18 protein-coding genes are annotated in these 23337 nt (G+C 56.1%); 7 read left to right on the top strand and 11 right to left on the bottom strand.

The window, feature by feature from the left end:
- Window positions 1-46: 46 nt before the first annotated feature.
- Both HFP54_RS01560 and HFP54_RS01555 read left to right on the top strand, forming a co-directional pair.
- Window positions 47-1258 carry a DUF1559 domain-containing protein gene (locus tag HFP54_RS01560; RefSeq protein WP_197137583.1) on the top strand — a complete coding sequence of 404 codons (1212 nt, stop codon included), beginning with the start codon at window positions 47-49 and terminating at the stop codon, window positions 1256-1258.
- A gap of 332 nt (window positions 1259-1590) precedes the next feature.
- Window positions 1591-2505, top strand: a complete 915-nt coding sequence (locus HFP54_RS01555; RefSeq protein WP_168563818.1) for a hypothetical protein — start codon at window positions 1591-1593, stop codon at window positions 2503-2505.
- A 50-nt stretch (window positions 2506-2555) separates the two neighbouring features.
- Here the strand turns inward: HFP54_RS01555 and HFP54_RS01550 are convergent, their stop codons facing one another.
- On the bottom strand, window positions 2556-3515 hold the full coding sequence (locus HFP54_RS01550) for a BamB-related PQQ repeat family beta-propellar protein (protein ID WP_168563817.1): 960 nt from the start codon (window positions 3513-3515) through the stop codon (window positions 2556-2558).
- A gap of 316 nt (window positions 3516-3831) precedes the next feature.
- Here HFP54_RS01550 and HFP54_RS01545 point away from each other — a divergent pair, with 316 nt between their 5' ends.
- From HFP54_RS01545 to HFP54_RS01535, 3 genes are all read left to right on the top strand, one after another.
- Window positions 3832-5487: a putative transporter gene (locus HFP54_RS01545; RefSeq protein ID WP_168563816.1), complete on the top strand. Its 1656-nt coding sequence runs from the start codon at window positions 3832-3834 to the stop codon at window positions 5485-5487.
- 314 nt (window positions 5488-5801) lie between these two features.
- Window positions 5802-6347 (top strand): CBS domain-containing protein, encoded by a 546-nt coding sequence (locus tag HFP54_RS01540; RefSeq protein WP_168563815.1) that lies wholly within the window; start codon window positions 5802-5804, stop codon window positions 6345-6347.
- A 267-nt stretch (window positions 6348-6614) separates the two neighbouring features.
- On the top strand, window positions 6615-8912 hold the full coding sequence (locus tag HFP54_RS01535; protein WP_168563814.1) for a sulfatase-like hydrolase/transferase: 2298 nt from the start codon (window positions 6615-6617) through the stop codon (window positions 8910-8912).
- 42 nt (window positions 8913-8954) lie between these two features.
- Here the strand turns inward: HFP54_RS01535 and moaA are convergent, their stop codons facing one another.
- The gene (gene moaA, locus HFP54_RS01530) at window positions 8955-9956 is read right to left on the bottom strand and encodes a GTP 3',8-cyclase MoaA (protein ID WP_235951181.1); all 1002 of its coding nucleotides are present in this window, start codon (window positions 9954-9956) and stop codon (window positions 8955-8957) included.
- 92 nt (window positions 9957-10048) lie between these two features.
- Window positions 10049-10405: a SpoIIAA family protein gene (locus HFP54_RS01525; RefSeq protein WP_168563812.1), complete on the bottom strand. Its 357-nt coding sequence runs from the start codon at window positions 10403-10405 to the stop codon at window positions 10049-10051.
- 655 nt (window positions 10406-11060) lie between these two features.
- Between HFP54_RS01525 and HFP54_RS26305 the strand changes: the two genes are divergently transcribed.
- A complete protein-coding gene (locus HFP54_RS26305) occupies window positions 11061-11741 on the top strand; it encodes a BON domain-containing protein (protein WP_146411894.1) in 681 nt (226 codons plus the stop codon).
- Window positions 11742-12282: 541 nt separating this feature from the next.
- A complete protein-coding gene (locus tag HFP54_RS26300) occupies window positions 12283-12531 on the top strand; it encodes a hypothetical protein (protein ID WP_206035951.1) in 249 nt (82 codons plus the stop codon).
- 44 nt (window positions 12532-12575) lie between these two features.
- Here the strand turns inward: HFP54_RS26300 and HFP54_RS01510 are convergent, their stop codons facing one another.
- The 8 genes from HFP54_RS01510 to gspG all read right to left on the bottom strand — a co-directional run bounded on the left by HFP54_RS01510 (window position 12576) and on the right by gspG (window position 23320).
- Complete coding sequence (locus HFP54_RS01510; RefSeq protein WP_168563810.1) at window positions 12576-16064, bottom strand: secretin N-terminal domain-containing protein; 3489 nt, start codon at window positions 16062-16064, stop codon at window positions 12576-12578.
- 255 nt (window positions 16065-16319) lie between these two features.
- The gene (locus tag HFP54_RS01505; protein ID WP_168563809.1) at window positions 16320-17219 is read right to left on the bottom strand and encodes a hypothetical protein; all 900 of its coding nucleotides are present in this window, start codon (window positions 17217-17219) and stop codon (window positions 16320-16322) included.
- Complete coding sequence (locus tag HFP54_RS01500) at window positions 17216-19006, bottom strand: hypothetical protein (RefSeq protein ID WP_168563808.1); 1791 nt, start codon at window positions 19004-19006, stop codon at window positions 17216-17218. The genes HFP54_RS01505 and HFP54_RS01500 overlap by 4 nt, the downstream gene beginning before the upstream one ends.
- Before the next feature lie 22 nt (window positions 19007-19028).
- The gene (locus HFP54_RS01495) at window positions 19029-20393 is read right to left on the bottom strand and encodes a type II secretion system protein GspK (RefSeq protein ID WP_168563807.1); all 1365 of its coding nucleotides are present in this window, start codon (window positions 20391-20393) and stop codon (window positions 19029-19031) included.
- Entirely contained in the window at window positions 20390-21565 is a 1176-nt protein-coding gene (locus HFP54_RS01490) for a type II secretion system protein GspJ (RefSeq protein WP_168563806.1), read from the bottom strand. The genes HFP54_RS01495 and HFP54_RS01490 overlap by 4 nt, the downstream gene beginning before the upstream one ends.
- Window positions 21562-22002, bottom strand: coding sequence for a type IV pilus modification PilV family protein (locus tag HFP54_RS01485; RefSeq protein WP_168563805.1), 441 nt, complete (start codon window positions 22000-22002; stop codon window positions 21562-21564). Before HFP54_RS01485 ends, HFP54_RS01490 begins: the two co-directional genes overlap by 4 nt.
- Complete coding sequence (locus HFP54_RS01480; RefSeq protein WP_168563804.1) at window positions 21999-22778, bottom strand: pilus assembly FimT family protein; 780 nt, start codon at window positions 22776-22778, stop codon at window positions 21999-22001. Before HFP54_RS01480 ends, HFP54_RS01485 begins: the two co-directional genes overlap by 4 nt.
- On the bottom strand, window positions 22775-23320 hold the full coding sequence (gene gspG, locus HFP54_RS01475) for a type II secretion system major pseudopilin GspG (RefSeq protein ID WP_168563803.1): 546 nt from the start codon (window positions 23318-23320) through the stop codon (window positions 22775-22777). Before gspG ends, HFP54_RS01480 begins: the two co-directional genes overlap by 4 nt.
- Window positions 23321-23337: the final 17 nt, after the last annotated feature.

Genomic DNA, 23337 nt, shown 5'->3' with positions numbered 1-23337 from the left:
CCCCATCTGATCATTGACACATCTTCCAATTTATAAGGGGTTCATCATGAGGAATTCTCTGCGCCGGAGCGGTTTTACGCTCGTCGAATTGTTGGTCGTCATTGCGATCATTGGGGTGCTTGTCGGCTTGCTTTTACCAGCAGTTCAATCCGCTCGCGAAGCCGCCCGGCGAATGGCTTGCAGCAATAATTTCAAACAGATGGGAATTGCACTTCACAATTACCATTCGACATTCAAGAGCTTTCCGCAACAAATGGGCGGAAGCCACTACACTCACACCGCTGATTCTCGGGTAACGCAGCGGTTGTATCTCAGTGGGCTTGTTGCGTTGACTCCCTTTATTGAGCAGCAACCACTGTGGGACACCATCAGCAATCCCTATGACCGCAATCAAGACGGAGTATGGGATCCGGGATATGATTTCCCTGCGATGGGCCCTGGTCCGTGGTGGACCTCTTATCCGCCATGGATGACGAACGTTTCGACACTTCGATGCCCGAGTGACACAGGCGTCGGCAGCCCCGCGCTTGGCAGATCCAACTTTGCGTTCTGCGTGGGTGACAACATCCAATTGGTACACTCCGGCGGCAGAAACGAACGAGGTGTCTATCAAAGCGGCGACATCAATTCGTCTGGGGCTAACATTAAATCGCGTGGCACAGGCGAAAGCAGCAGTTGGTCGTCGTTGGCAAAAGAACGCAATCGCGGCATGTTTTGGTCACGCCACCGAACCCGAATGCGTGATTGCGTGGACGGCTTATCGAATACCATTGCAATGGGTGAGATCGCCACTACCGTCGGGCAAAACGAGATCATTTCCGAATTGCGTTTGAATGTGGGAACGGATGTATTGACGGATCCCTCGTATTGCAATGGTGGTGTCGATCCGCTTCGCCCCGAGTTTTGGCTTCCAAATTCCGCATTCGCCGGAAACATGGGAACCGGAAACCAGATTCGAGGGGGCCGTTGGGCCGATGGCCGAATTCAATACACGTCGTTCCAGACGATCAAACCACCGAATTCGTTTAACTGCTTCGCAGGAAACGATGCCTCGCAAGGGATATCATCGGCCAGCAGTCGCCACCCTGGCGGTTGCCATGTGGTGATGGGAGACGGTGCGGTTCAGTTCATCAGTGAAGGAATCGACACCGGCAATCAAAACGCTCCTCCCGCGTATGGCGGACAACCATCGGCTTACGGTGTCTGGGGCGCTATGGGAACTCGATCGTCAAGAGAGACCGTGGAGCTTCCTTTCTGAGTTACCGACTTCGGTACCTTCCCCGGATTCGTCACATTCTTCGTTCATACCCTCCGGCAGCACCGCATGGTGGCCGAAGGGTATTTTTTTATCTGATCACACAACACGGATGGAGGAGAGTTTCGCTTGGCTTGCCCTCCTTCGGGCCAGTCGAATTTGGCAACTTGCCGTTGGAGTTATCGCCCCCCCCACGCTGCGTTGATAGCGCCAGCGGAAGCAGCTAACATAAGCCAACCGAGAACCACCCACTAGAACCAGCGTGTCGGCAGGTCGGATCGACCCCGACGCGATGGTTCGAGTAGGTACTTCACCCGGATCACCAAGGAAATGTCATGCGAAAGTTGACCGCCTGTGCCCTTACCGTTGCCTGGGCATTGTTATTGCTTCCATCTTTCCTTCATGCGGAAACGGCTTCCAAGGTGGACTTGGCGAAATCGCTCGCACCGTTCATGGGAACTTGGTCCGGCGACGTGACGCCCAACGGTGGTCCGGCCGGCAAGATGACCGTCATCGTCGAACAGGGCGGAATGGGATCCTTCGTTTCCATCTCAACGCGCTACAAGATCGGTGGGCAGGGAAAGGCGATTTTGCTGACCCATGGGATTGTTCGCGTTGAAGAACCGACCAACAGGTTGCACTCATGGTTTCATGGCATCGAAGGTCGCATGGATGGCCCTACGGAGATCTCAGAAAACACGTGCGAAACGTTGGCCACCGGGGTCACCAATCGCGGTCAAGCGATGACGCTTCGTTTGCAGATGGAACTCGATGACGACAAGCTGATTCTGTCACAGTCGGACGGTCTGGCGAATGAAACACCTATTCCGGATGAACGCGTGATCTTGGATCGCGTGCCGAGCGTTGCAGAAGAGTCGGAAGCCGCGAAGTCCGATCCCGAGTTGTTGGCTGAGCTTCAAGGCGTCTGGCGTTTGGAACGGGGCAACGGCGGTTGGGTCATCAAGCAGATCGACGGCAACCACGAAACGCTGACACGCTACAACGCCGAGGGCGCTGTCGACGAATCACACCGGGCCACAATTTCTGTGCAAAAAGCAGGCGACGACAAACGATTCAGCATCGCCACGATGGAGTTCACCGCTGGACCGCGAAAAGGAATCCAGGTTCCTCAAGGCCTACTTCAAAATCTGGGATACATTTACCGGGTCGATTCTTCCGCATTTACCGAAATTCACAGTCGTCCTGACGGAACCACACAAACGCATCGATGGCGTCGTGTCGGGCAATAGCCTTTGCCCCGTCGAAATGTTCCACCGGTTCGAGCGATGCCCCAACCGGCTTAACGAATCGTTTGGCCGGCAAGGTCCAGCAGTTGCGAATTGGATACCGCGTTGCCGAAGTCGTCAAAACGGTCCAATGTCCAAACGACTTCCTTAGTTTCGCGGTCGATCTGGACCAACAACGGCTGGCCCGGTCCTGCGTGACAATTGCCAATCACCAAATGCCCACTCGGCAGGACTTCCAACGTGGTGACCCAGGCCAGGCGAATGCCGGGTAAATCGTCCTGGTGCAATTCCCAGACGATTTCCTTGTCGGGCGTGACTTCGATGACGCCGTGTCCGTTTCCGGTGGCGATCAAGGTGTTCCCGTCGGGCAGACGCAGCGCGGCGAACAGTCGGTTGCCGAACGCATCCGGGCCATGTCCCTTGGCCGGCTGTTTGCCGAACAGAGGAACCGAGTAATCCCAAACCACTTCACCGGTTTCCCGGTCATACTGCCTGACTTTGCCGTCGGCTTCATGGGCGACCAAGTAATCGTCGTCGGGCGTTCGGCGAACCAGTCGGGTATCGCTGTGGGCATTGGGATGATCGACGACCAACGGAATTTCGCGTTGGATTTCACCTTCACGATTCACCTCGACGATGCGCGCCGTTCCCGACTCGGCGATCATCGTATGACCACCGGGCAGCCGCTCAAACGCATGGACTTCCACACGCTTTCCCGCGTTGCCATTCGCCGCGGCGGAGTCATAGGACCAGACGACTTGGCGTGAATCGGGATCGATTTCCACGACCTCGGCTTTCCCACGACGGGTCAGAATCCGTCCATTTTCCAAGCGATGAATGTCGTGGATCGCTCCCCAAGGCATCTGCCAGGATAGGCTGCCATCGGGTTCGACGATGACCAACCGCCCATCGCCCTGCAACAGCACCCGATGTTCGGCCCACAGATTTCCCGCAAACAGAAAACCGCACAGCAGCGCGGCGGTGGCGCGGAGCGAAGCCAGATTTCGAATCATGACCAACATCGACAAACCGGGGAATCAAAGCGGAATTAGAAGCCATCAAGTTCGACCAGCCTAACCGCTTCATCACCAACCATGGGCACCGAAACGCCGTTCGCTGCGGCAGCGCGGCAAAATCCAGGTTCGGTCAACCATTGCTTTTCAGCGTCGGATCTTCCATTGCGGCAGGCTAACTGCAAAGAACCGTCCCCACCGGCGAACGGGCGTCGGCGTTCGGGGGTGGTCCATTTTCGCACACGCGTGAATCACTACAATCGCCGCTTTCTCGATCCCGATTCGCTTGCGAATTCTTGTCGGTGGAGCCCGCATTTTGTCTTCGATCGCTACGGCCATTTTGATTCTGTCGTTCGTCGCGATGATCGGCATCTGCATTGGTGGCATCACGTTTCGCGGGATCGGTATCGGATCGGCCGGCGTGCTGTTTGCCGGGATCGTGGTCGGCCACTTCGGCGGCACCATTGATCACGACATCGCCCACTTCGTCAAAGAATTCGGGCTTGTACTGTTCGTCTTCACGATCGGATTACAGTTGGGACCGGGGATCATCCAACTGTGGCGTGATCAGGGCCTGGTCCTAAACGCGATGGCGTTGTGCATCGTGGTGTTGGGTGCGTCGCTGGTGATCGCGTTTCACTACATTTTGGACCTGATCCCGCTGGCCGCACCGGGTTTGTTCAGCGGTGCAACGACCAATACACCATCCCTGGGTGCCGCACAGGGAGCGGCCAACTCACTGATCGAACAAAACGGGATTGAAGGCGCGGACGTGGGAACGCTGGCATCCGCTTACGCGGTGGCTTATCCCGGCGGCATCGCGGGAATCATCGCCAGCATGCTGATTTTGCGACGGGTGTTCAAAGTCAAGGTGGACGATGAAGTCCGACAAATGGATGCCGAAAACAGTTCCAAGACTCAAGCGATCCACCGTCGCTGTATCGAAGTCGACAATCAGCGTTTGTCTTCAATGCCATTCGGGGAAATTCCCGGTGTGGAAGAAACCGGCGTCCGGATTTCGCGCATCCGTCCGTCCGATCGTGATGAGGTTTTGGTGGCCAACGATGAAACTCGTTTGAATCCCGGCGACATCGTTTCGGTCGTGGGGACCGAAAACGATTTGAACCGATTCGAACCTTTGATCGGACACGCGGTCGATGTCGACCTGACTCAACAAGAAAGCGATGTTCGCTTTCGCAAGGTATTCGTCACCGAGCCATCGGTCATCAACCAATCGCTTCGTGACTTGTCACTGGACCACTTGTACGCCGTTTCGGTGACTCGGATTCGCCGGGGCGGGGTGGAAATGACCGCTCGTGGATCGACGCGTTTTCACTATGGCGATATCGCGCACTTGGTTGGTGATGAAGAAGCGGTCGATCGCGTTTCCAAACTGCTCGGCAATTCGGTCAAAGCAATTAACGAAACGCAATTCGCCCCGGTGTTTCTGGGGATCGCTGTCGGCGTATTGCTGGGCATGATTCCGATCCAAATCCCTGGGTTGCCGTTTCCAGTGAAGCTGGGTTTGGCAGGCGGACCGCTGATCGCCGCGATCAGTTTCAGCTTGATCGGACGCCTGGGCGGGCTGGTTTGGTACATCCCCTATTCGGCCAACCTATCGCTACGTGAATTGGGCATCATCCTGTTCTTGGCCAGCGCGGGCCTGTCGGCCGGCGAAACTTTCTTTTCGATCGCTTTGACGGCCAGCGGGCTGAAGTGGATGCTGGCGGGAATCTTCGTGACGATGCTGCCGCTTCTTGGTGTCGGTGCATTGGCAAGAAAACTGCTGAAGATCAACTATCTGACGATTTGCGGCGTCTTTGCCGGCAGCATGACGGACCCGCCGGCGCTGGCGTTTGCCAGTTCGCAAGCGGACCATGATGCCTGCGCGACCGCCTATGCCGCGGTGTATCCGTTGACCATGGTGTTGCGGATCGTCGCCGCACAGAGCTTGGTCTATCTGCTGATCTGACGGCCCAAGACGGGAACATCGGATCAAGCAGAGTTGTCCCGCCATCGCAACACGGGCGGTTTCGCACACAAGCGTGTTGGATTTGGCCCTGCTGGACGCACCATGGGCGCGCCGAATGTAACCACGGGTCCAACTGTCTTCCAAAACGAACAACACGCACGGTCCCGATTCGCGTGTGTTCGCAAGGTATTGGGAATTCGCCAGCGACTTGGTGACGCGTCGAGAGAGTGTGCAGCCTGACTGGCACGATGGTCGCACCTGGATGTGTGCAACGTCCATCGGCAACGCCCCAAAATCTTCCAGGAGTGGTCACCATGAACCGTTCCAGCTTCGCGCCCCATGCCAGTGATACCGAACGTGCCGTTCCCGCCAACGCCCCCACAGCGGTTTCGCTAATGATGCCCAACGTCCGTGTCATCCGACCGGATATGGGATTGGATGAAATCACGTCATTTCTGTTGGAACATCGTCAGTGCATCGCGCCGGTTGTACGAGACGACGGAAATCGAAAGATCCTGTTGGGCTTGGTGACCGAACAAACCTGTCTGGAATACTTGGTCAACGAAATCTTTTACGGTGATCCCTGTCCGCGAACCGATGCCCAGACGATCATGCAAAAGCATCCTATCTGCGTATCGCGTGATGTGGATCTGTTCACGCTGGCGTCGATGTTCCTTCATCATCCGTTTCGGCATCTGATCATCGCCGAGGGTGAGGAATTCGTCGGCATCGTGAACCGCCACGACGTGATCGCGGCACTGGAACAGTATTATCGCCAATGGCTGGGGACACGCGATCGCGACCGATTCCCGGTCAACGTTCACGAGATCATGAACCATCGTTTCCTGGTCACCCGCTGATCAGAACAAGTCCGTCAGCCGGGATCATTCGACAATGGTCCCCGGCCCTGCGAAGCCCCCCCACGGCCCTGCAAGACTCTGCGAAGCCCTGCAAGACCCTGCGTGGTGCGGTCATCACCAGGGGCATGCACCGCGTAGTGGCCTTCATATCTCCGAACGCCTGCGCCATCGCTAGACGACACGGTCAACACCGGTTTGTGCTAGTCTGTTGCCCCGCTTTCGCCCGATTGCGGTCGAACATTCCTTGCACAACATCGGTTTGACTTGATGAAAGTTTCTGTGTTGCGTCGCTGCATTCCCAATGGCCCGTTCTCCGCGGTCCTGCGCGGCTTGGCTTTGCTTCTTCTCTTTGCGGCGACAGCAGATGCCGCCGGTCCGGCACGGCCCAACATCGTCCTCATCATGGCCGACGACCTGGGCGTCGAGTGCTTGGGTTCGTACGGCGGCACTAGTTATGCAACGCCCAACCTGGATGAACTGGCCGGTCAGGGTATTCGTTTTTCCAACGCTCATGCCCAGCCACTGTGTACGAATACTCGCGTCCAATTGATGACCGGTTTGTACAACAACCGCAACTGGCAAGCGTTTGGAATCCTGGATCGCAATAGCCAGACGATCGGTCACTACATGAGCGATGCGGGCTATCAAACCTGCATCGCGGGCAAGTGGCAGTTGTACAGCTATGATCCGCCGGACTATCCCGGTGCCGCGATGCGACGGGGCACAGGCATGCGAGGCCAGGATGCCGGATTTGACGAATACAGCCTATGGCACAACGGTCACACCGAAGACAAAGGTTCACGGTACGCCGATCCCGTCATTGAACAAAACGGTGCGATGCGCACCGACACGGCAGGCCAGTATGGCCCGGACCTTTGGGTCGATTACATCTGTGATTTCATTGATCGCAAGCAATCGGATGACCAACCGTTCTTTGTGTACTATCCGATGGCATTGCCGCACGGCCCGATGACGCCGACGCCGATCAGCAACGACTGGCAAGACCCATCGAAACGTCATGATGATAGCACCGACTATTTCGCCGACATGGTGCAATACACCGACCGATGCGTCGGTCGCGTGGTCGACAAGATCGACCAACTCGGTTTGGCCGAACAGACATTGATCATTTTTTACAGCGACAACGGGACACACCAAAGCATCACGTCGAACACGGACAACGGACCGATCCGTGGCGGCAAGGGACTGACCACCGACGCGGGAACTCATGTTCCGTTGATCGTACGCTGGTCCGGCGTGATCCAACCGGGCGAAAAGCCTCACCTCGTGGACTCAACGGATTTCTTACCAACGGTCTTGGATGCTGCCGGCAAATCGGAATCGCTGAAACGGACCGACGGCGTCAGTTTTCTGCCGATCTTGAGGGGCGACGATACCGCTCGGCGCGACTGGATCTTTTGCCATTACGACCCGCGTCCGGGTTGGGACAAGGACCAGTTTTCACATGCTCGTTTTGCCCGGGACCATCGGTACAAGCTGTACGGTGACGGTCAATTTTTTGACGTCGAACAGGATCCCTTGGAACAGTCACCGATCAACCTGGGGACGGAAGATGACGAACGAGTCGCCACGCGACTTCGTTTGCAATCGGTCTTGGACCAGATGCCCAATCCCGAACCGATGCCGCGAGACCCGTTGGCATTTTCGGCCAGTCATCAAGAAGCGTTTTTTGGTAAATCACCATCGATGGAACTGCTTTGGGGCGAAGGCAAGTTCACCGAAGGCCCGACGGTCACCCCCGACGGCGATATCCTGTTTTCCGATGTCCGTGCCGGACGCGTCATGCATTGGAATCATCAAACGGGCCAAACATCCATCTTGATCGATGACTTGCCGGGGGTTAACGGCTTAGCGTCGATTGATTCTTCGTACTTCTATGCCTGCCAGGGCGGCGGTCGCCGGGCTTTGCTGAAGGTCAGCTTTGATGGCAAAGTCGATGTCATCGCTGATCGCTTCGAAGGCAAACGATTCAATAGCCCCAATGACGTCATCATCGACTCCGATGGTGCGCTGTATTTCACCGACCCACGTTACGGTGACCAAAGTGATCGCGAACTGGATCACGAAGGTGTTTATCGCGTCGAAGACGGCGAGGTGACTCTTGCGACAGATCAGGTCCAGCGTCCCAACGGCTTGGCCTTCAGCAATGACGAAAGCCGCTTGTTTGTCGCTGATAACAACAATGATTACGGGGGAGCCCGGACATTGTTGTCGTTTGATCGAAAAAGCGACGGGTCGCTGGATAATCGCAAGGTCGTTTATGATTTCGGAATGGGACGCCGTGGGATCGATGGCATGTGCGTCGACCAGTTCGGCAACGTCTATGCCACGGCCGGCAAGGGCAACGATGCGGGGGTGTATGTGTTCGGCCCCGATGGCGAACAGTTGGCCGTCTTGCCGGTTCCCGACGTACCGACGAATTGCTGCTTGATGTCGGTCGATGATCAGACGTTCTTGTTGGTCACCTGCCAAACCGCCCGAGGGACCTGCGGGCTATTCCGGGCTGCCGTCACGCCCGTCAACGTCCAGGCGGATTCGAATTAGTGAAACGTCGGATCTCCTTCCAACGGAGCTTGCTGACCAACGTCACCCGCCGATCGAATACATCGGCCGGGACGGTCGCACAAAGACAAGATCGTCGCTGCCGTGGCCCCGTTTTTTCGCCGCCACAGCGGACTTCAATAAATCTGCGATCGCTTGATCATTAGCTCCCGAACGCAACAGCGATCGCACATCGCCACTATCATCCCCGAACAGGCAATTGCGAATTTTACCGTCGGCGGTCAAGCGAATACGATTGCAAGCTTGGCAAAATGGCTCGGTCACCGACGCAACGATTCCGATCGTTCCGCCACCCGATTCGATTTCGTAATCGGCCGCCGGAGCACCCTGGCGACGGGGCAGGGGACGCAGCGGACCAAAGTGCTCCGACAAGCGACGAAGGATTTCCGAACCGGACAGAACGTTGTCTGCGTCCCAATTTCCATCGGCATCCAAAGGCATGTACTCGATGAACCGGACTGGTAACTTCGTGCGGTTGGCAAAGTGTCCAAAGGCGGCCAGTTGCGATTCTGTGAAGTCACGTTTGGCAATCGCGTTGACCTTCACCTTCATTCCCGCATCGACCGCCGCGCGAATGCTGTCCAGCACCATTGATAGCCCGCGGCGTCGAGTTGACTGCTCGAATGATGTCTCGTCCAAAGCGTCCAAGCTGACATTAACGCTACGCAGTCCTGCCTCGGTCAAGCGTGGTAACTGCTGCTGCAGCAACACGCCGTTGGTTGTCAACGAAATGCGCGACGGATCCAAAACCCGCGCCAACATTGCGATCAAGCGATCCAAGTCGGCTCGTACCAATGGTTCGCCACCGGTCACCCGGACGTCGTTGACACCGAGATCAACCGCCACACGAGTGAAGCGGATGATTTCTTCGTAGGTCAACAACAGCGATTTGGCCTGATACTTCGGCGTCACCGCCGGCATGCAATAGGTGCAACGCAGATTACACCGATCGGTGACGCTGATGCGCAACGAGGTATGTTTGCGTCCAAATCCATCAACCAGCATCGACGTGACCAGACGGGGCAAAAAGAAAAGGAAAAACTTACACTGGAAACGACCGACAAAACGCCGGACGCGTCCGTCACATCACCCCACGAAATCAACTGGATCGACGGTTGCTATTCGGCGAGCCAATTCCAGGCCGATTCCATTTCTGTTTGGTCGAAATACTGGATCTTTGCCATGGTGAACGGCTTACACACCGTTGCCATGTACTTTTCCCACTGCTTTTCACCGACCAAGGCGATCTTTTCGATCGACGTGCAATGGGTCGTGGCAAAACGGATGTCATCCCATAGTGCATGCGCATCCCAGCCACTGAAATCATGAAACTGTGCCAGGATTCGCGTCGTTTCGTTCTTCGCGATGTGTTCGTCCACCAGCGGCACGAAGGTCTTGTAGTCTTCGTCGTGTAGTTTGCCGGACAGCTGAAATCCGACCACGTTGGATGAAGGAGATTCCAAGGGAGTAATCATTGCACCGTCACTTTCTTGGTTGGTGGGCACTTTCTTGGATGGTGGGCACTTTCGTGGTTCGTAGGCGACGCGGTAACAACACGACGCCAATCTTCAATGCCGAATGAACGTATCCAGCACGCCGAAGTCTCGAGTTGTCAATCCACAGGCCTGGACACCGCGAACAGTCTAAAACAAGTAGTTCAGCCAGGCATTCGCCCGAATCACAAACATGACCGGAATGCCGGCACTTTACACTTCGTCGGTGTAAACCGCTGCCTGTCCATTCGCAGCGTTGGGGATCGCCGACCGTTGATCAGAAACCCGATTCTGATCCAGACTACTTTAGCGGGCCTTCGGAATAATGGGTACAAGCGGTTCGGCACGCCGGCATGATTGCCAAATTCGGTCGGCGATACGGGCGGAAACTGGATCATTGTGGTGGCCAACGTCGATGAATTTTGTGGTGTGTCGCGATGGTCAACGGTCTGATGGCAGCATCGGATGATGCAACACGTATGGATCACCGTCGCCTGAAGTCGTTGCGATTATCACCACCGATGCACCGCAGACACCGACAAGCGATCATCGCTGCAAAAAGCGGGTTAAACTGGTGATGTGCCGTGTGTTTTCGATGAAGTGGTTATAAGTTCACCCTGGATTTACCGAGCAGGACATGAAGGCTGCACAACGCATGACCGAACGGTCTTCGTTCGCGATCGGATTGACCAGCCTGATGATTTCGCTGGGCTCGATGTCGGTCTGCGATGCCCAGATTTTCAATCGACCTCGTGAACTCGGACAGCCACTGACACGCCAGGCTTCGCCGGTCGCGATGGAAGAGGTGGGTCAGATCACCGGTGCCGAACGTTTCCTGCGTGACAACCGCGATCGCGCGAGCTTTGTCGGGGCCGATCGGACCGAGGGCGGAAGTTTTGTCGGCAGCACACAAGGCCGGACATCGGGCCGAATCGTTTCTTCAACCGCGGGAATTCAACCACCACCGGATCGATCGGCACGCATCAATCGCCCCTTGACCGCACCGCGACGCGGACAAATGTATTTGCCAAAGCTGAATGTCGTCTTGGAACCAGTGGTTTCGGTCAGCGACCAGCGAATGGCGCCGCTTCGCCCTCTGCAGTCTCGGCTTCAACAGACCGTGCGCCTAGCTTCGTCATCACCGATCGAGGTGTCGGTTCAAGGCCGGACTGCCACGTTGCGCGGATTGGTTGCTTCCGAATCTGAAAAGTCGATGGCGGAAACACTGGTGCTTTTCGAGCCGGGTATTTCGACGGTAAAGAATCAACTGCGCGTGACGGCGACGTCGTCAGGGATTCCCATTGATCCGTCGCGTTGACCGATTCGTCAGTCGTGTTTTCCACGGGCGTCGCCATGGGAATTGCCGAACCAGAACCGGCCGGCGGCAATCGCTGTAGCCCGCCGGTCGTGGACGGATTTTCGCCCGACTGGCCCGTTTCCCCGCTTCGCAAATGCCGTTGAAAATGGCTGGGCAAGGCGAGCGAATACGTCTTCATCTTGCTTTCGCGATCGTCCATCGACGCGTTTGCATTTCCGTTTGCCGAAACGTCTGCCGCCTGGACAGTGTCGGTTTCGAATGAAACCTGTTGCACGGGCGATGGGGATTGGGCGTTGCTCGGCGGATCTGACGACTTCTTAGCCAAAGCGGGGGAGATTCCAGGCAACAATTTGTTCGAAGCATCAGAAATCGCCGTCCCGCCGTTGCGACCGTCGAAACGCGTGATCAAAGACAACGCCTTGCTGGGGCCACCCACCTTTTCCCAAGGGATCCAGACGCTGTAGGAATCGCCCAGGTCTGACTTGCTGTGGTGCTTGGCTAGTTGTTCAGGCGTGAAGACAAACTTACGAAGCGGTTTGGCTTGCTGGACATCCAACTGTTCGCCATCAAAGACGTACACGGTCAGCGATCCATCGACCTTGATCGGATCGGCGCCTTCCTGTTCATAAAAGAACACTCGTCCACCGAATCCACGAACGCCCGGCTTGCCGGGCTGATGCAATACCGTATCGGTCCAGATCGGCATCACGACTTCGGGAGTCACGGGCTTGTCTTTGTCCGGCCATTTCCAGTCGGGTTGTATCGTTGTACAGCCGCCGACCATCCATAGGGTGATCGCCGCGAACGTTTGAACCGACAGTCTCATTTGCTGGTTCATGGCAACACCTCGTAATTCGGCTCGGGCAACTCGCCAGCATCGGCGGGGTCCAATCGAAAGGCATCCGGGTCCATTGGCGCGACGTTAACCGGCTGAAGGTCCGGTGTTTGCAAAACGGCATCCTGGATCTGACCACCGGATTCGGGAACGGCTGTTTCAGAGATCGCGGAATCAGAGATCACGGTTTCCGAAATGATCGCATCCTCCAGTGATCCGGATGGATTCAGATCGGGATACACCGTCGGCGGTTGTGCCGAATCCAACACGTCGCTGTATTGCAATCCAGACATGTGGATGTCGCCATGCACACGGTACACGTCACATTCGCACCAACTCATTCGCGCGAATTCCGCTTGCTTCAGACGTTCGTTGTCGTCGGAGGAACGAATCACATGGGGCGTCAGGATCACCAACAATTCCGAGCGAAACCAGCGATCCGAATCAAATTTAAACAGATGCTTCAAAACAGGGATATCGCTCAGGTAGGGCACTCGGCGGCGAATCGATTGCTTGTCCTCGGAAATCAGCCCGCCCAGGATGATCGTTTCTCCATTGGCCGCGCTGACGGTTGCTTGCGCCGTGATCGTGTCGATCGGTGGCGAACGAATCACCGTGCCTTCGGCGCCGACGGCCACGGGAACACCATCGGCTTCTTCGCCCAACTTGGACCTTTCGGCATCAATTTCCATAACGACCATGTCGTCTGGACTGACCCTGGGCGTCACTCCCAGAATCAAACCAACGTTTTCCAATGTGATCGAATTGGATTGCCCGTTTTGGTTCACCGTCGAACCGATGATCCGCGGAACGCGTTGCCCGACTTGGATGAACGCGGGTTGATTGTCCAGCGTTCGGATTTGCGGACGACTGAGCACGCGAACTTGTCGTGTTTCAGCCAACGCCCGCAGCAACACGCTGACGTTGCTGCTGCTGGCCGATAACACCAGGCCGCCGAAACCGGCTTCGGAACTTTCACGCCCGACCGCGAAGTTGGAGATCCCTTGTCCGCCGACCACACCAGCCGATTGCAGCGATTTGGCACTGCCGCTGTTGCCAAGCGGGCTGGTATCGTTGAACAAAAAACCGGGAACGTTGGTCGCCGCCTGGATGATTTCCTCGGTCACGGTGGTCACACCACCGGGGGTCGAAAACTGGTTCGAATTGGTCGTCGTCAGCAGATCACCCAACAGGCTGCGGTCAAACAAGACGTCACTTTGCACGCCCAGTTCAACACCAAATTCGTTGATATTGTTCAAAGCGACTTCGGCGATCAGAACTTGAATCAAAACCTGTGGCGGTTGTTCATCCAGCTTGTCAATCAACGCTTTGATTTCGTCGTAGTAGCGTGGTGTCGCTGCCAGAATCAACTTGTTGGCGATCGGTTCGGGGACAACGATGACTTCGTGTTCAATTTCCTGAAATGGATTACGTTCGCCCGGAACCGCATTTTCGATTTGGCGTTGTTCCAGCAAGTATTGATTGATCGATGCGGCCACATCGACGGCCGGCGCATTCTTCAATTGAATCACCGTGCTTTTGCGTTGCTGCGTGGTGGCTTGATCCAGCCGCAACAGTAAAGCTTCAACAATTCGCAGGTCACCTTCGCTGCCGGTGGCAATGATGCTGTTGCTACGCAAATCCACCGAAAACCGCAGCGGTGCCAATGACGATTCTCCTTCAGCACTGGACAACTGGGGCACCGAATTCGTGCCGACTTGCGACGGCAACAACGACCGCAATGTCTGGATCATGCTGGCCGCATCGCCATTGACGATTTGAAAAATTTTCAGTTGCACTTCACTCGATGGCATGTCCAGTTGGCGAATGAGGGCTTCCAACAGCGGAAAATTCTTGATCGGTGAAGCAATGATCAGAGTGTTATTTCGAACGTTCGGTGTGATGCTGACCTGTTCCAATGATCCCGATTGGATCAACCGCTTGCCGCCATCGTCCTGTACCTCCAATGCCAAGTTGCTGGATTGTTCGTTGATCGCCTGTTGCAACAACGTCGCAATGTCGGCGGCCAATGCATTGGTGATCGGAAACACGCGTGTGTGCAGCACGCTGTCACCGCCCGGTTGATCCAGGTCTTTGACCAATTTGGCGACCTCCTGCAGATCGCGTGGCGACGCGTACACGATCAGCGAATTGGTTCGTTGATCAACCGCGATGCTGACGTCCGGTCCCATCGTGCCCCGCCCGGACAAGAACGTTTCGATTGTTGATCCGACAGTTTGCGCCGTTGCGTGCTGGATACGAAAAACGGCCGACTGCGAATCGGCTGAAACGGGCGTGTCCAACTGACGCGTCAAGTCCATGATCGCATTGACCGCGTCGCCCCAACCGATCAACAGCAACGCGTTGGGCTTCACCAACGGCGTGACCGATACCCGGCCTTGCCGACCGCTGGTCAAGTCTTGGCTTGTCTGCAGGATCACTGACGCAACCGATTCGCTGGAGGCATGTGCCAGCGGGATGACCTTGATTTCCGGCTGCGTTTCCTGGCTGATCCGCTCCAGTTGTGAAATGACCTCCGCCAATTGTTTTAGATCGGGATCACGGCCTCGTAAGATGATCACATCCAAGTCGGGCAGCGATTCAATCTCGACACCTTCGAATTGACGCAGCACGTCATCGGCATCGTCGGTGTTTGACTGCCCCGACGCTTGCGCGTCGTTGCCATGAGGTGTCGTTTGTGCGTTCTGGAATGCCACTTGGCGAATCGTTCCCCACACGCCCGCCGGCATCATCCACCGACTTTGATCACCCGAAGCCGGGGCGACTGGCGACCGGTCGGCGTTGCGACGTATTGCATCGACGGTTTCACGCAAACTGGAATGGTTTTCGCGTCGAATGCGAAAGACCTGAGTTCGACGATCCAGTTCGGGTGATTCCGCAAGCTTTTGAACCAAACGTCCGGCTTGTTGTACCAACCCGGGTGATGACGAAATCTTGACGCCACTGCGGACCAAGTCGAACTGGAGCGTGATCGATTGCTGGGGGTCGCGAGTTTGCAGCAACCAAGACACACCGTCGTTGATCTGTGACGGACGCATCTGGGATCCAAAGATCTGCATCAGGCCCTGCTGTACCGATTCCAAACGCCCGCGTTCAATCGACACAAACACGCTTTGTGAGGCTTCTTGCGGCGATCGATTCTTTGCGATGGGTTGGATCTGAGCCGAGGGTTTTGGGGACATGGTCAACGTCGAATTCAACGTCTTTTGTGACGACGGCAAGTCCGCACGGCGCATGAATTCCTGGACGATTCGCTGAACATCCTCCGATCCACTGATCAGCAGACGGTTGGATTCCGAATCCACAACCACTTGTGCATCCGACTGGGGCGGCAACAAGGGGCGCAATACTTCCGCCAATTTCTGCGCCGATTGATGGCGGCAGGGATGAGCAACGAATGATGATTGGGCGCAGGCAGAACTGACCATCAAGATCAGCAGTGCCGACGCAAATGTTCCACGGAGCATCCTGTCTCCCTTCGAGTGCGATCGGTTCACCGCATCGATATTGATTTCTTGTCCGTCGTATCCGACGGAACACAAGAATGCGGCGTAAGAAATCCGTCCGCTCGATGTCAAGTTGACTGAGCGGACCAGTTCATTTTTCCTTTGTTTTTGCCGATTTTTGCCCCGCGAACGACGCCCAGACGACGGGAATTTCCCCACGTGCCGGCCGGCAATCGGGTTCACCCTCAGTCAACCGACGGCGTGGACCGACGGGCATCACCCTGAACTTGTCGCTTCGGCAAGAGTTTCACCGGCGCGGACCGTGATGACCTGCCCGTCAACATCCAGCAATACCTGCCGATCCAACACGTCGACAACTTCGATGACGTGTGCTTCGGTTTCAACGGATTGCCCACGTCGTAATACGCTGGTTTCGTTGTCGGGTAACGAAATCCAAGCCTCTGCAACGCCATCGGATGACACGGTCACCGCAGTCACGGTGGTTTGAGCAAGAACCGAGTCACCGCCACGCGAGAATAGATTTCGTCGGGCGATCGTCAGATAGTCTTGGAACGGATCATGAGTCAGTCGAGTGGCCGCGTAGGGTGACAATTCACCCTTTCGTTCGCAACGGCTCAAACCAATGGCTTCGACGGCCAGCGACATGTCGACCGATCGTCCCCCACCGACTGGATTCAAACTGATCGATGAAATTTTGTGCAAGTGACCGCTGCGGTAAAACAGATAAAGGAACTTGGTGACTTGTTGCAAGTTGCCACGCGCTCGAAGCGAGTAGTTGTAGCGAACGTAAATTTCTTTCTGCCTTTTCGAATCGCGGTCCTTGATCTTCACCGGTGCTGGTTGCGATGCATCGACACTAGCCCCAGTCATCTCGGCCTGTTGTACCAACCCCAACAACCAATCTTGATAGGCCGCCCGTGCCAATTCGGGATCATAGGGAAGCGAAAATTGTTCCAACACGGCCAAGACATCGGCTGCTTTGGATGTCTTGATGATGCTGTCTTGGGTTTCGGCGACTTGCCGGGTCAAACGATCCAGTTCGCGCTCGCGATCCGCCGCGGGGCCTTCGATCAGATTTCGATATCCTGCGTCTGCCATCCAAACCAGGCCGACAACCGACATCAGGATCAGCAACAATCGGGTTCGGGCATTCATCGTTGTGCTCCCCCGTTTCCAACGGATGCTGAATCGATCACCTGAGTTTCGGACGTCGTCGCATCGTCTTCCCCACCGGTTGATTCATCGGACTTTGATTCTGCCGCACCGCCGTTGGATTCCGCTGGCGGGGCGGTATCACTGGGGGAACGTGGTACCCGCGATTCATCATTTGCGTCGGATTTATGCTCCGACTCCGATGCTTGCACATCGTCACTTGGCGGACGCTCTGGATTCTTAACAGGCCGAAGCGGACGTCGCTGCGGCTGAAACGCCACTCGGGTCTCGAAAGCCCAATCCAATTCTTTGGAATCACCAACCTCGCTGACACGCTTGCTGCTAACGCTGTGACGATTGTCCCGAATCGCGGCTTCCAGTTCCGTCACAATTTCGGGCGACTTGACTTGCAGACTCAAGTCGAAAACGCCCGTGCCATCGGACGTGGATTGTGCCGAAAATCGTCGTACCAAAGCCAAATCCTTGGCCGGAAGTCGATCGGAAAGGTCTTTGATTTCGTCCAGCCATATCACTTCACCCGAACGCCAGGAAGCCACCGCGTTGACGATGTCCTGAAGTTCCATCGCCTTGTTGGCTCGGCCGCCCAATTTTTTCAGCGTCTCGCGTTTCTTTTCGATCTGATCCAATTGCTCGCTTCGGTCTTGCCATGCAAAGTAGCCCAGCATCAACAGAAGAGAAGCGGCGACACCGCCCCATATCGCATAGCGTCGATAGGGACTTGGTTGACGTGGCGGACGCTTGGGAGAAACCAAATTCACAGCGGGCGATTCCGAATCGGCATCAAGAAGATGGCCAATCGCATTGACATTCTCCGTCCATCGCCCCAGGGCATCATCGGGGCAGGCGAGCATTCGGTCGGGTTCCAACACCGAAACCTCACAATCCAATGCACCGGAGATATCCTTGGCAGCGTCGCCAAAGATCTCTTGGTCGCCCAGCAACCAGACCTGCATCGCCGGGTCGTCTTCGTCGCTTAAATAGGCCGCCGTACGTTGCAATTCCGACGAGAGGACGGGCGCCAACCGTTCCTGGAGATCGGTGCCCCGTTGAATAGTTCGCATCAAGACCGGACGGCGATTTTTGACGACCACCAACTCGGTCTTCGTATGCGTGCAACTGACACCGATCGATAAACCCGATGTCGATGTCTGCTGGTCCAGAATGTTCATGATTCCCAAACCGGCGTACGTCACGATCTCCAGACGTAATCCCGCCTGCTTGTATTCATCTCGCCAGGCTTGTAATTGACTTGAGGTACAAGTCACCGCATGGACCAGTTCGCCGTCGGTCTTGGAATCGGAGGCCCCCACCAGAAAATCAACTTCACGCGGGGTACCGTCATCGGTTTCCTGCATCACCATGGCGGCAACCATCTCTGGCAACTCATGGTCATCGGCCGACGGTAAGTTACCCGTGATGATTTCGACGTCCGGTCGCGTTAACAACAGAATGACCGAAGACGCCCGCAACTTGTGCTGGTCCAGAAACTGTCGCACCAAATTTGCATCCGAAACCTTGCTGGTGTCCGGCGTTTCCGCATCGGCATCGGGCGCGTCGGCGGATGAATCGGATGCGTTATCCGTCGGATTGTCCGGTGGCTCCAGCCGACATCGCTGCACAATTTTCGGCGGGTGCTGACCGCGGTCAATCACCAAAACGTTTGCGACTTCATCGCTGGCATCCACGACCACCGAAAGCGTGGAACGTCGCGGTCGTTGCTTTTGAAACAGGTTCACGGCACGTGGCTCTTTCTGAAGTTGCTGATTCATGCTGTCTACATCTGCGAACTTGTCACTGAACCGACAAGACGCTCCAACGCGTTTTTCCCCACGATGCGTCCACCAAAACACGACATCGATACGATGGACCGTGATCTCCCAATCGTCCGACCACGGTCACTTTCACGACATCGCCACCCACCGTTAGATACGGCAATGCCGCGTCGACGACGGTCGCGGATAAACCGCTTGCCGCCAGTGCGGCGATCGGATGTACCCAGCCATTGGAATCGGACGACCGTGCGTTGACGATTGCGCCGGCCGATGTCGTATCCAGCCCGGGCACCGCGGCAAGCACTTCCACCGGTGCCGTTGCAACATCGACACGACCGACCAATCGACGTGCGGATGTCAGCGTCAATTGATCCAACAACCGTGCCAGATCCATCCCTGCGGCACCATTAACGCGATCGATCGGACTCGCCACGGATTGCCGCTTCCGATTCGACACCGAAACGGACACCGCACTGTCGAAGAGTTCGGCCAGACTTTCAAATCGATAGACCGGTCGCCGGTTCAGATCCACATTGACCGAATCAAGCGGTGTATTGGCGGAGGATGATTTTTCGATGCCATGTTGTCGCGCCAGCACAATGTAGTCTGCGACCGGCAAAGGCACCCGCTTGCTAAGTTGTTGATGCAATTGGGTTAGCGATTCTCCATTGATGTTGATGCGTGGCAACCCTTCAAAGGTCTCGTTTCTTTCGGCGCTGCACATCGTCACCCACGTTCGCCAAGTGTCGCTCGGGTTATCGGAATCGGATGACGAATCGGACGTCCGCTGCGGCAGCAATTCAACCATGGCGGGCCCAGCATCCACAGGCTTGCCAGGATTCCGCATCGATCCCCCAAGACGTTGCAGAATGTCCGCCGCTGTTTCCGCGGTCATCCCAGGAAGTCGAAGCAGGTTTTGCTGTAAAGAATCTGGGCTTGGTGCCCCACTTGGTCCCAAAGATCGCAAGTTCAACTTCGCCGATTCGGTCAACAACCGTTGCGGAGATTCGGATCCGTTGGCGTTTGGACCTTGGTACACCACAGCCTGAAGCTTCCAATCAGATTCGTCGGCGGAATCGGTATCATCGGGCCAAAGATCAATCGTTTGGTTGATCGGTAAGGTGTCAGTCATTCTTTGGCTACGCGGACGTTCCATGATGGACGCCAAGACCTCCGCAACGGAAAACGCTGCTTGGCGACAAGCCAAACGGTCACCGCCGTTTCGAGTCGCCAGATGCTCTGACTCCATCGACAAGGTGAAGTTGTATGCCGCCAAGCTGATCAAAATCACGATCACCAACACAACGATGATGACCGTTCCTTGCCTTGGTTTAGGCCCCAACACCTTTGCCGAATGCGTGGAAAGTGAAGCCAACCGTCTCATGGCAGGCCCCCCCAATCAGCCGCATCGGGATCCGCTGACCGCTGAGAATCGTTGACGGGTTCCGTTGCCGCTTGGCTGAGAGCGATCACCCAGCGAACCGGTTGATCGCCCAACGCCGCGACGACACCGTCGTCGACTTCGGTCTCCACAGAAACGTCCTGCGCCCCAACCAAAGGATCGCCCGAATCCGATGCAAAGACGTCTTGGTCATCGGACCATTCGTCATCTGGTCCGATCACGACTTCATCCGATGCGTCATCTTCATCGTCCGGCGTGTCCGGATCCTGCGATTCAATAACATCGACGGTGACCGCCACCGCACGTGGCAATCCGTTGCGAACCGACGATTCCCACCGACTTCGCCAGACTTGGCCGTCGAAAAACTGAAACTGACAATCAGCGATTTCAGGGACCAAATCTTGCTGTCGATCACGTTCGGTTTCTTGCTCGACCGATTCGTCCGTCAAGTCGGCCGGACCGATGGTCATAAAATCGTCCGCATCCAATGCCAGTTGCTGGCGGCCAGAATCCACGCCGTCGATTGCTTCGGACAATTCCACCGATTCAAGAAAACTGTCCCACGATTCGACAACTCGCACGATTCCTAGATGTTGGACTTGATCCAACGATTCATCCAGACGGCCAGCTTCGGACTCCATGGCGTCGATTTCCATCGCTTCGTCACCACGGCGATCACCACCATCGCCGGACACCCGCAATTCGTCGTCGCCCGGTAAATCGGCGGCCGTGGCGGGGCGATACGTTACCAAACGAACCACATGACCAGTTGCATCCGGACGCCGCTGAACGATTGCAAAGCGAATCCGTTGTCGGTCCCCCGAAAAGTACCCGTTGTGAATACCGTCATCGGAAAAGCCAGCGTTTTGAAAATTTGCAGTGGGCAGGGAACGATCGATGTCGCACGGCAGCAACCGGACCAGATCGTCACGCATTTGCCGATGAAACGACCGAACCAAAGACACGCGGTTCGCAGCGTTGACACCTTTGTTTTCCAGCTTGGTGTAGATTCCGAAAATCGACCACACCAACAGCATCAAAACCGAAACCAGAGTCATGGCGATGACGGTTTCCAGCAACGTGAACCCACGCTTTGCCGCGCCAATCCGTTTAGGCTTCAATGGTTGACGATCCGGTGCGATGGACGGTTTCATCCGCTTGCCCCCGGTCGATCAGGAACTCGCATCCATCGCACCAATTCAAAGGTTGGGCGTGCATCCAACTCGGACTCGGTCGACTGCGACGCCGCGGCGATCGCATCATCCTGAACGGACGCATTTGCGAAGACTCGAATTCGGACACGACGCACGCCGGGATAATCAGTCGCCGCCACCTCCGCTTCATAGTCCCAGCCCGGGTGGCCGGGGACGGGGGATCGATCAACGCTATCAATCGACACGGGGTCAATCACCCATTGGTCGACCAAATCGTGGCAAACGATCTGGGCCCAAGCCCGTCGCTCGCTGCGATCTTGGTGCTTCGATCCCACCGCGATCAGTCGCAGCAAGATCATCGAACTGGTGACCAAAATCGCGGTGGAAACAATCACTTCCAACAGCGAAAACGCATCGGTTGCCGAACGCCGAATCACGTCGAAAAGTCCCAGCCTGTGGTGGGAATCAAATCGTCAGCCGAATCCATCACTGCGGATTCGGGAAGCGTGGACTGGAACTCGGTCTCCACCGACGGGCCGACTGACAGATCGTCTTGTTCCAGCACCATCGCCGGGTCTCGTTCGATGTCGCCAATCGTGACGTCACCGGTCAGTGCACGGACGGTCAACACGACCATCTCCTGGGTGTCCGCACTGCCCAAACGAATCTGTGCTGCGGACCCTCGACCGTCCGGGAAAAACGCGATGGTTTGTGATGACTCGGCTTCGACAGTCGATACATCGTCGGTCACAGCGGACACATCCAAGATCGATTCGTCGATATCGTCCGATTGAACCGACGCAATGGTCACAGGTTCGGGTAACGAGTGCTTCACGCACTGCCCGCCGTTCAAACTGTTTTCGGCATCCGCCGACTCGTCGATCGATTCGTTCGCGACCGATTCAAAGCCGTTCGATTCTTCCGATACCACCGAAATCATCAAACTTTCGTCAGGCGAACCGGCCGCACGAAGATCCGTGGTTGCGATGACAAACTCGGTACCGTTCTGTTGGAACGAAAAGCTGGAACGTTGGCCGGTGCGCACCGCTCGGTCGCGTGCCTCGGCTAAACCGGCTTTCACCTGCAGCGCCGCTTCACGCAGCACCGCACGATTGGCAGCCCGCCGCATCCGAGGCCAAGACATTCCCATCACCGCGACCATGATCGACAGCACGATGATTAGTTCCAGCAAGGTGAAAGCGCGATGGTTCATAAGGCGTCCCCTGTGTCAAAAGACATGTCGGTGGACATTGAATCGCCGGTGTCAAAGCTGTCGCCCGAATCCATCGTTCCCATTTCACCGTCTTCGCCATCTTCAGTGGCTCGCCAGTTGACGATGTCATCTTCGGTGTCTGGTTCGCCGTCCAAACCGGGTGAAGAAATATTGGGGAAGTCACGACCACCTTGTGTCGGCGGATACTCATATACGAATGCATTTCCCCAGGCGTCGGCCGGAATGACTTCGTCATCCAAGTAAGGCCCATCCCACTTGCGTGCCTTTGCTTCGTCGGCTGGTGGTTTGATCAGGGCCGCTAAACCGTCCTCGGTGCTGGGGAAGGTCCGCATGTCCACCGCATAGAGCTTCAACGATGCCTCCAGGTTTCCCAGTTGTGCTTTGGTGCTCTTGATATCGGCCTTCTTCTGAGTCCCCAGCAATCGGGGTCCCGCAATGGCGAACAACATCACCAAAATCACCAAGACGATCATCAGCTCAATCAGCGTGAAACCGACGCGAATACGTTGATGACGTTTCATTGAATTCATCCTTCGAA

The organism is Crateriforma spongiae (genome assembly GCF_012290005.1).
In the GTDB taxonomy this organism is placed as follows: Bacteria; Planctomycetota; Planctomycetia; order Pirellulales; family Pirellulaceae; genus Crateriforma; species Crateriforma spongiae.
The sequence above is the reverse complement of the archived record's forward strand: the minus strand, read 5'-3'. Positions and strand labels throughout refer to the sequence as shown.

What these genes read in the sequence shown, in the direction of transcription:
- HFP54_RS01560 (WP_197137583.1), top strand. Translation starts at nt 47, where the DNA reads ATGAGGAATTCTCTGCGCCGGAGCGGTTTTACGCTCGTCGAATTGTTG.
- HFP54_RS01555 (WP_168563818.1), top strand. Translation starts at nt 1,591, where the DNA reads ATGCGAAAGTTGACCGCCTGTGCCCTTACCGTTGCCTGGGCATTGTTA.
- HFP54_RS01550 (WP_168563817.1), bottom strand. Translation starts at nt 3,515, where the DNA reads ATGATTCGAAATCTGGCTTCGCTCCGCGCCACCGCCGCGCTGCTGTGC.
- HFP54_RS01540 (WP_168563815.1), top strand. Translation starts at nt 5,802, where the DNA reads ATGAACCGTTCCAGCTTCGCGCCCCATGCCAGTGATACCGAACGTGCC.
- HFP54_RS01535 (WP_168563814.1), top strand. Translation starts at nt 6,615, where the DNA reads ATGAAAGTTTCTGTGTTGCGTCGCTGCATTCCCAATGGCCCGTTCTCC.
- HFP54_RS01525 (WP_168563812.1), bottom strand. Translation starts at nt 10,405, where the DNA reads ATGATTACTCCCTTGGAATCTCCTTCATCCAACGTGGTCGGATTTCAG.
- HFP54_RS26305 (WP_146411894.1), top strand. Translation starts at nt 11,061, where the DNA reads ATGAAGGCTGCACAACGCATGACCGAACGGTCTTCGTTCGCGATCGGA.
- HFP54_RS01510 (WP_168563810.1), bottom strand. Translation starts at nt 16,064, where the DNA reads ATGCTCCGTGGAACATTTGCGTCGGCACTGCTGATCTTGATGGTCAGT.
- HFP54_RS01505 (WP_168563809.1), bottom strand. Translation starts at nt 17,219, where the DNA reads ATGAATGCCCGAACCCGATTGTTGCTGATCCTGATGTCGGTTGTCGGC.
- HFP54_RS01500 (WP_168563808.1), bottom strand. Translation starts at nt 19,006, where the DNA reads ATGAATCAGCAACTTCAGAAAGAGCCACGTGCCGTGAACCTGTTTCAA.
- HFP54_RS01495 (WP_168563807.1), bottom strand. Translation starts at nt 20,393, where the DNA reads ATGAGACGGTTGGCTTCACTTTCCACGCATTCGGCAAAGGTGTTGGGG.
- HFP54_RS01490 (WP_168563806.1), bottom strand. Translation starts at nt 21,565, where the DNA reads ATGAAACCGTCCATCGCACCGGATCGTCAACCATTGAAGCCTAAACGG.
- HFP54_RS01480 (WP_168563804.1), bottom strand. Translation starts at nt 22,778, where the DNA reads ATGAACCATCGCGCTTTCACCTTGCTGGAACTAATCATCGTGCTGTCG.
- gspG (WP_168563803.1), bottom strand. Translation starts at nt 23,320, where the DNA reads ATGAAACGTCATCAACGTATTCGCGTCGGTTTCACGCTGATTGAGCTG.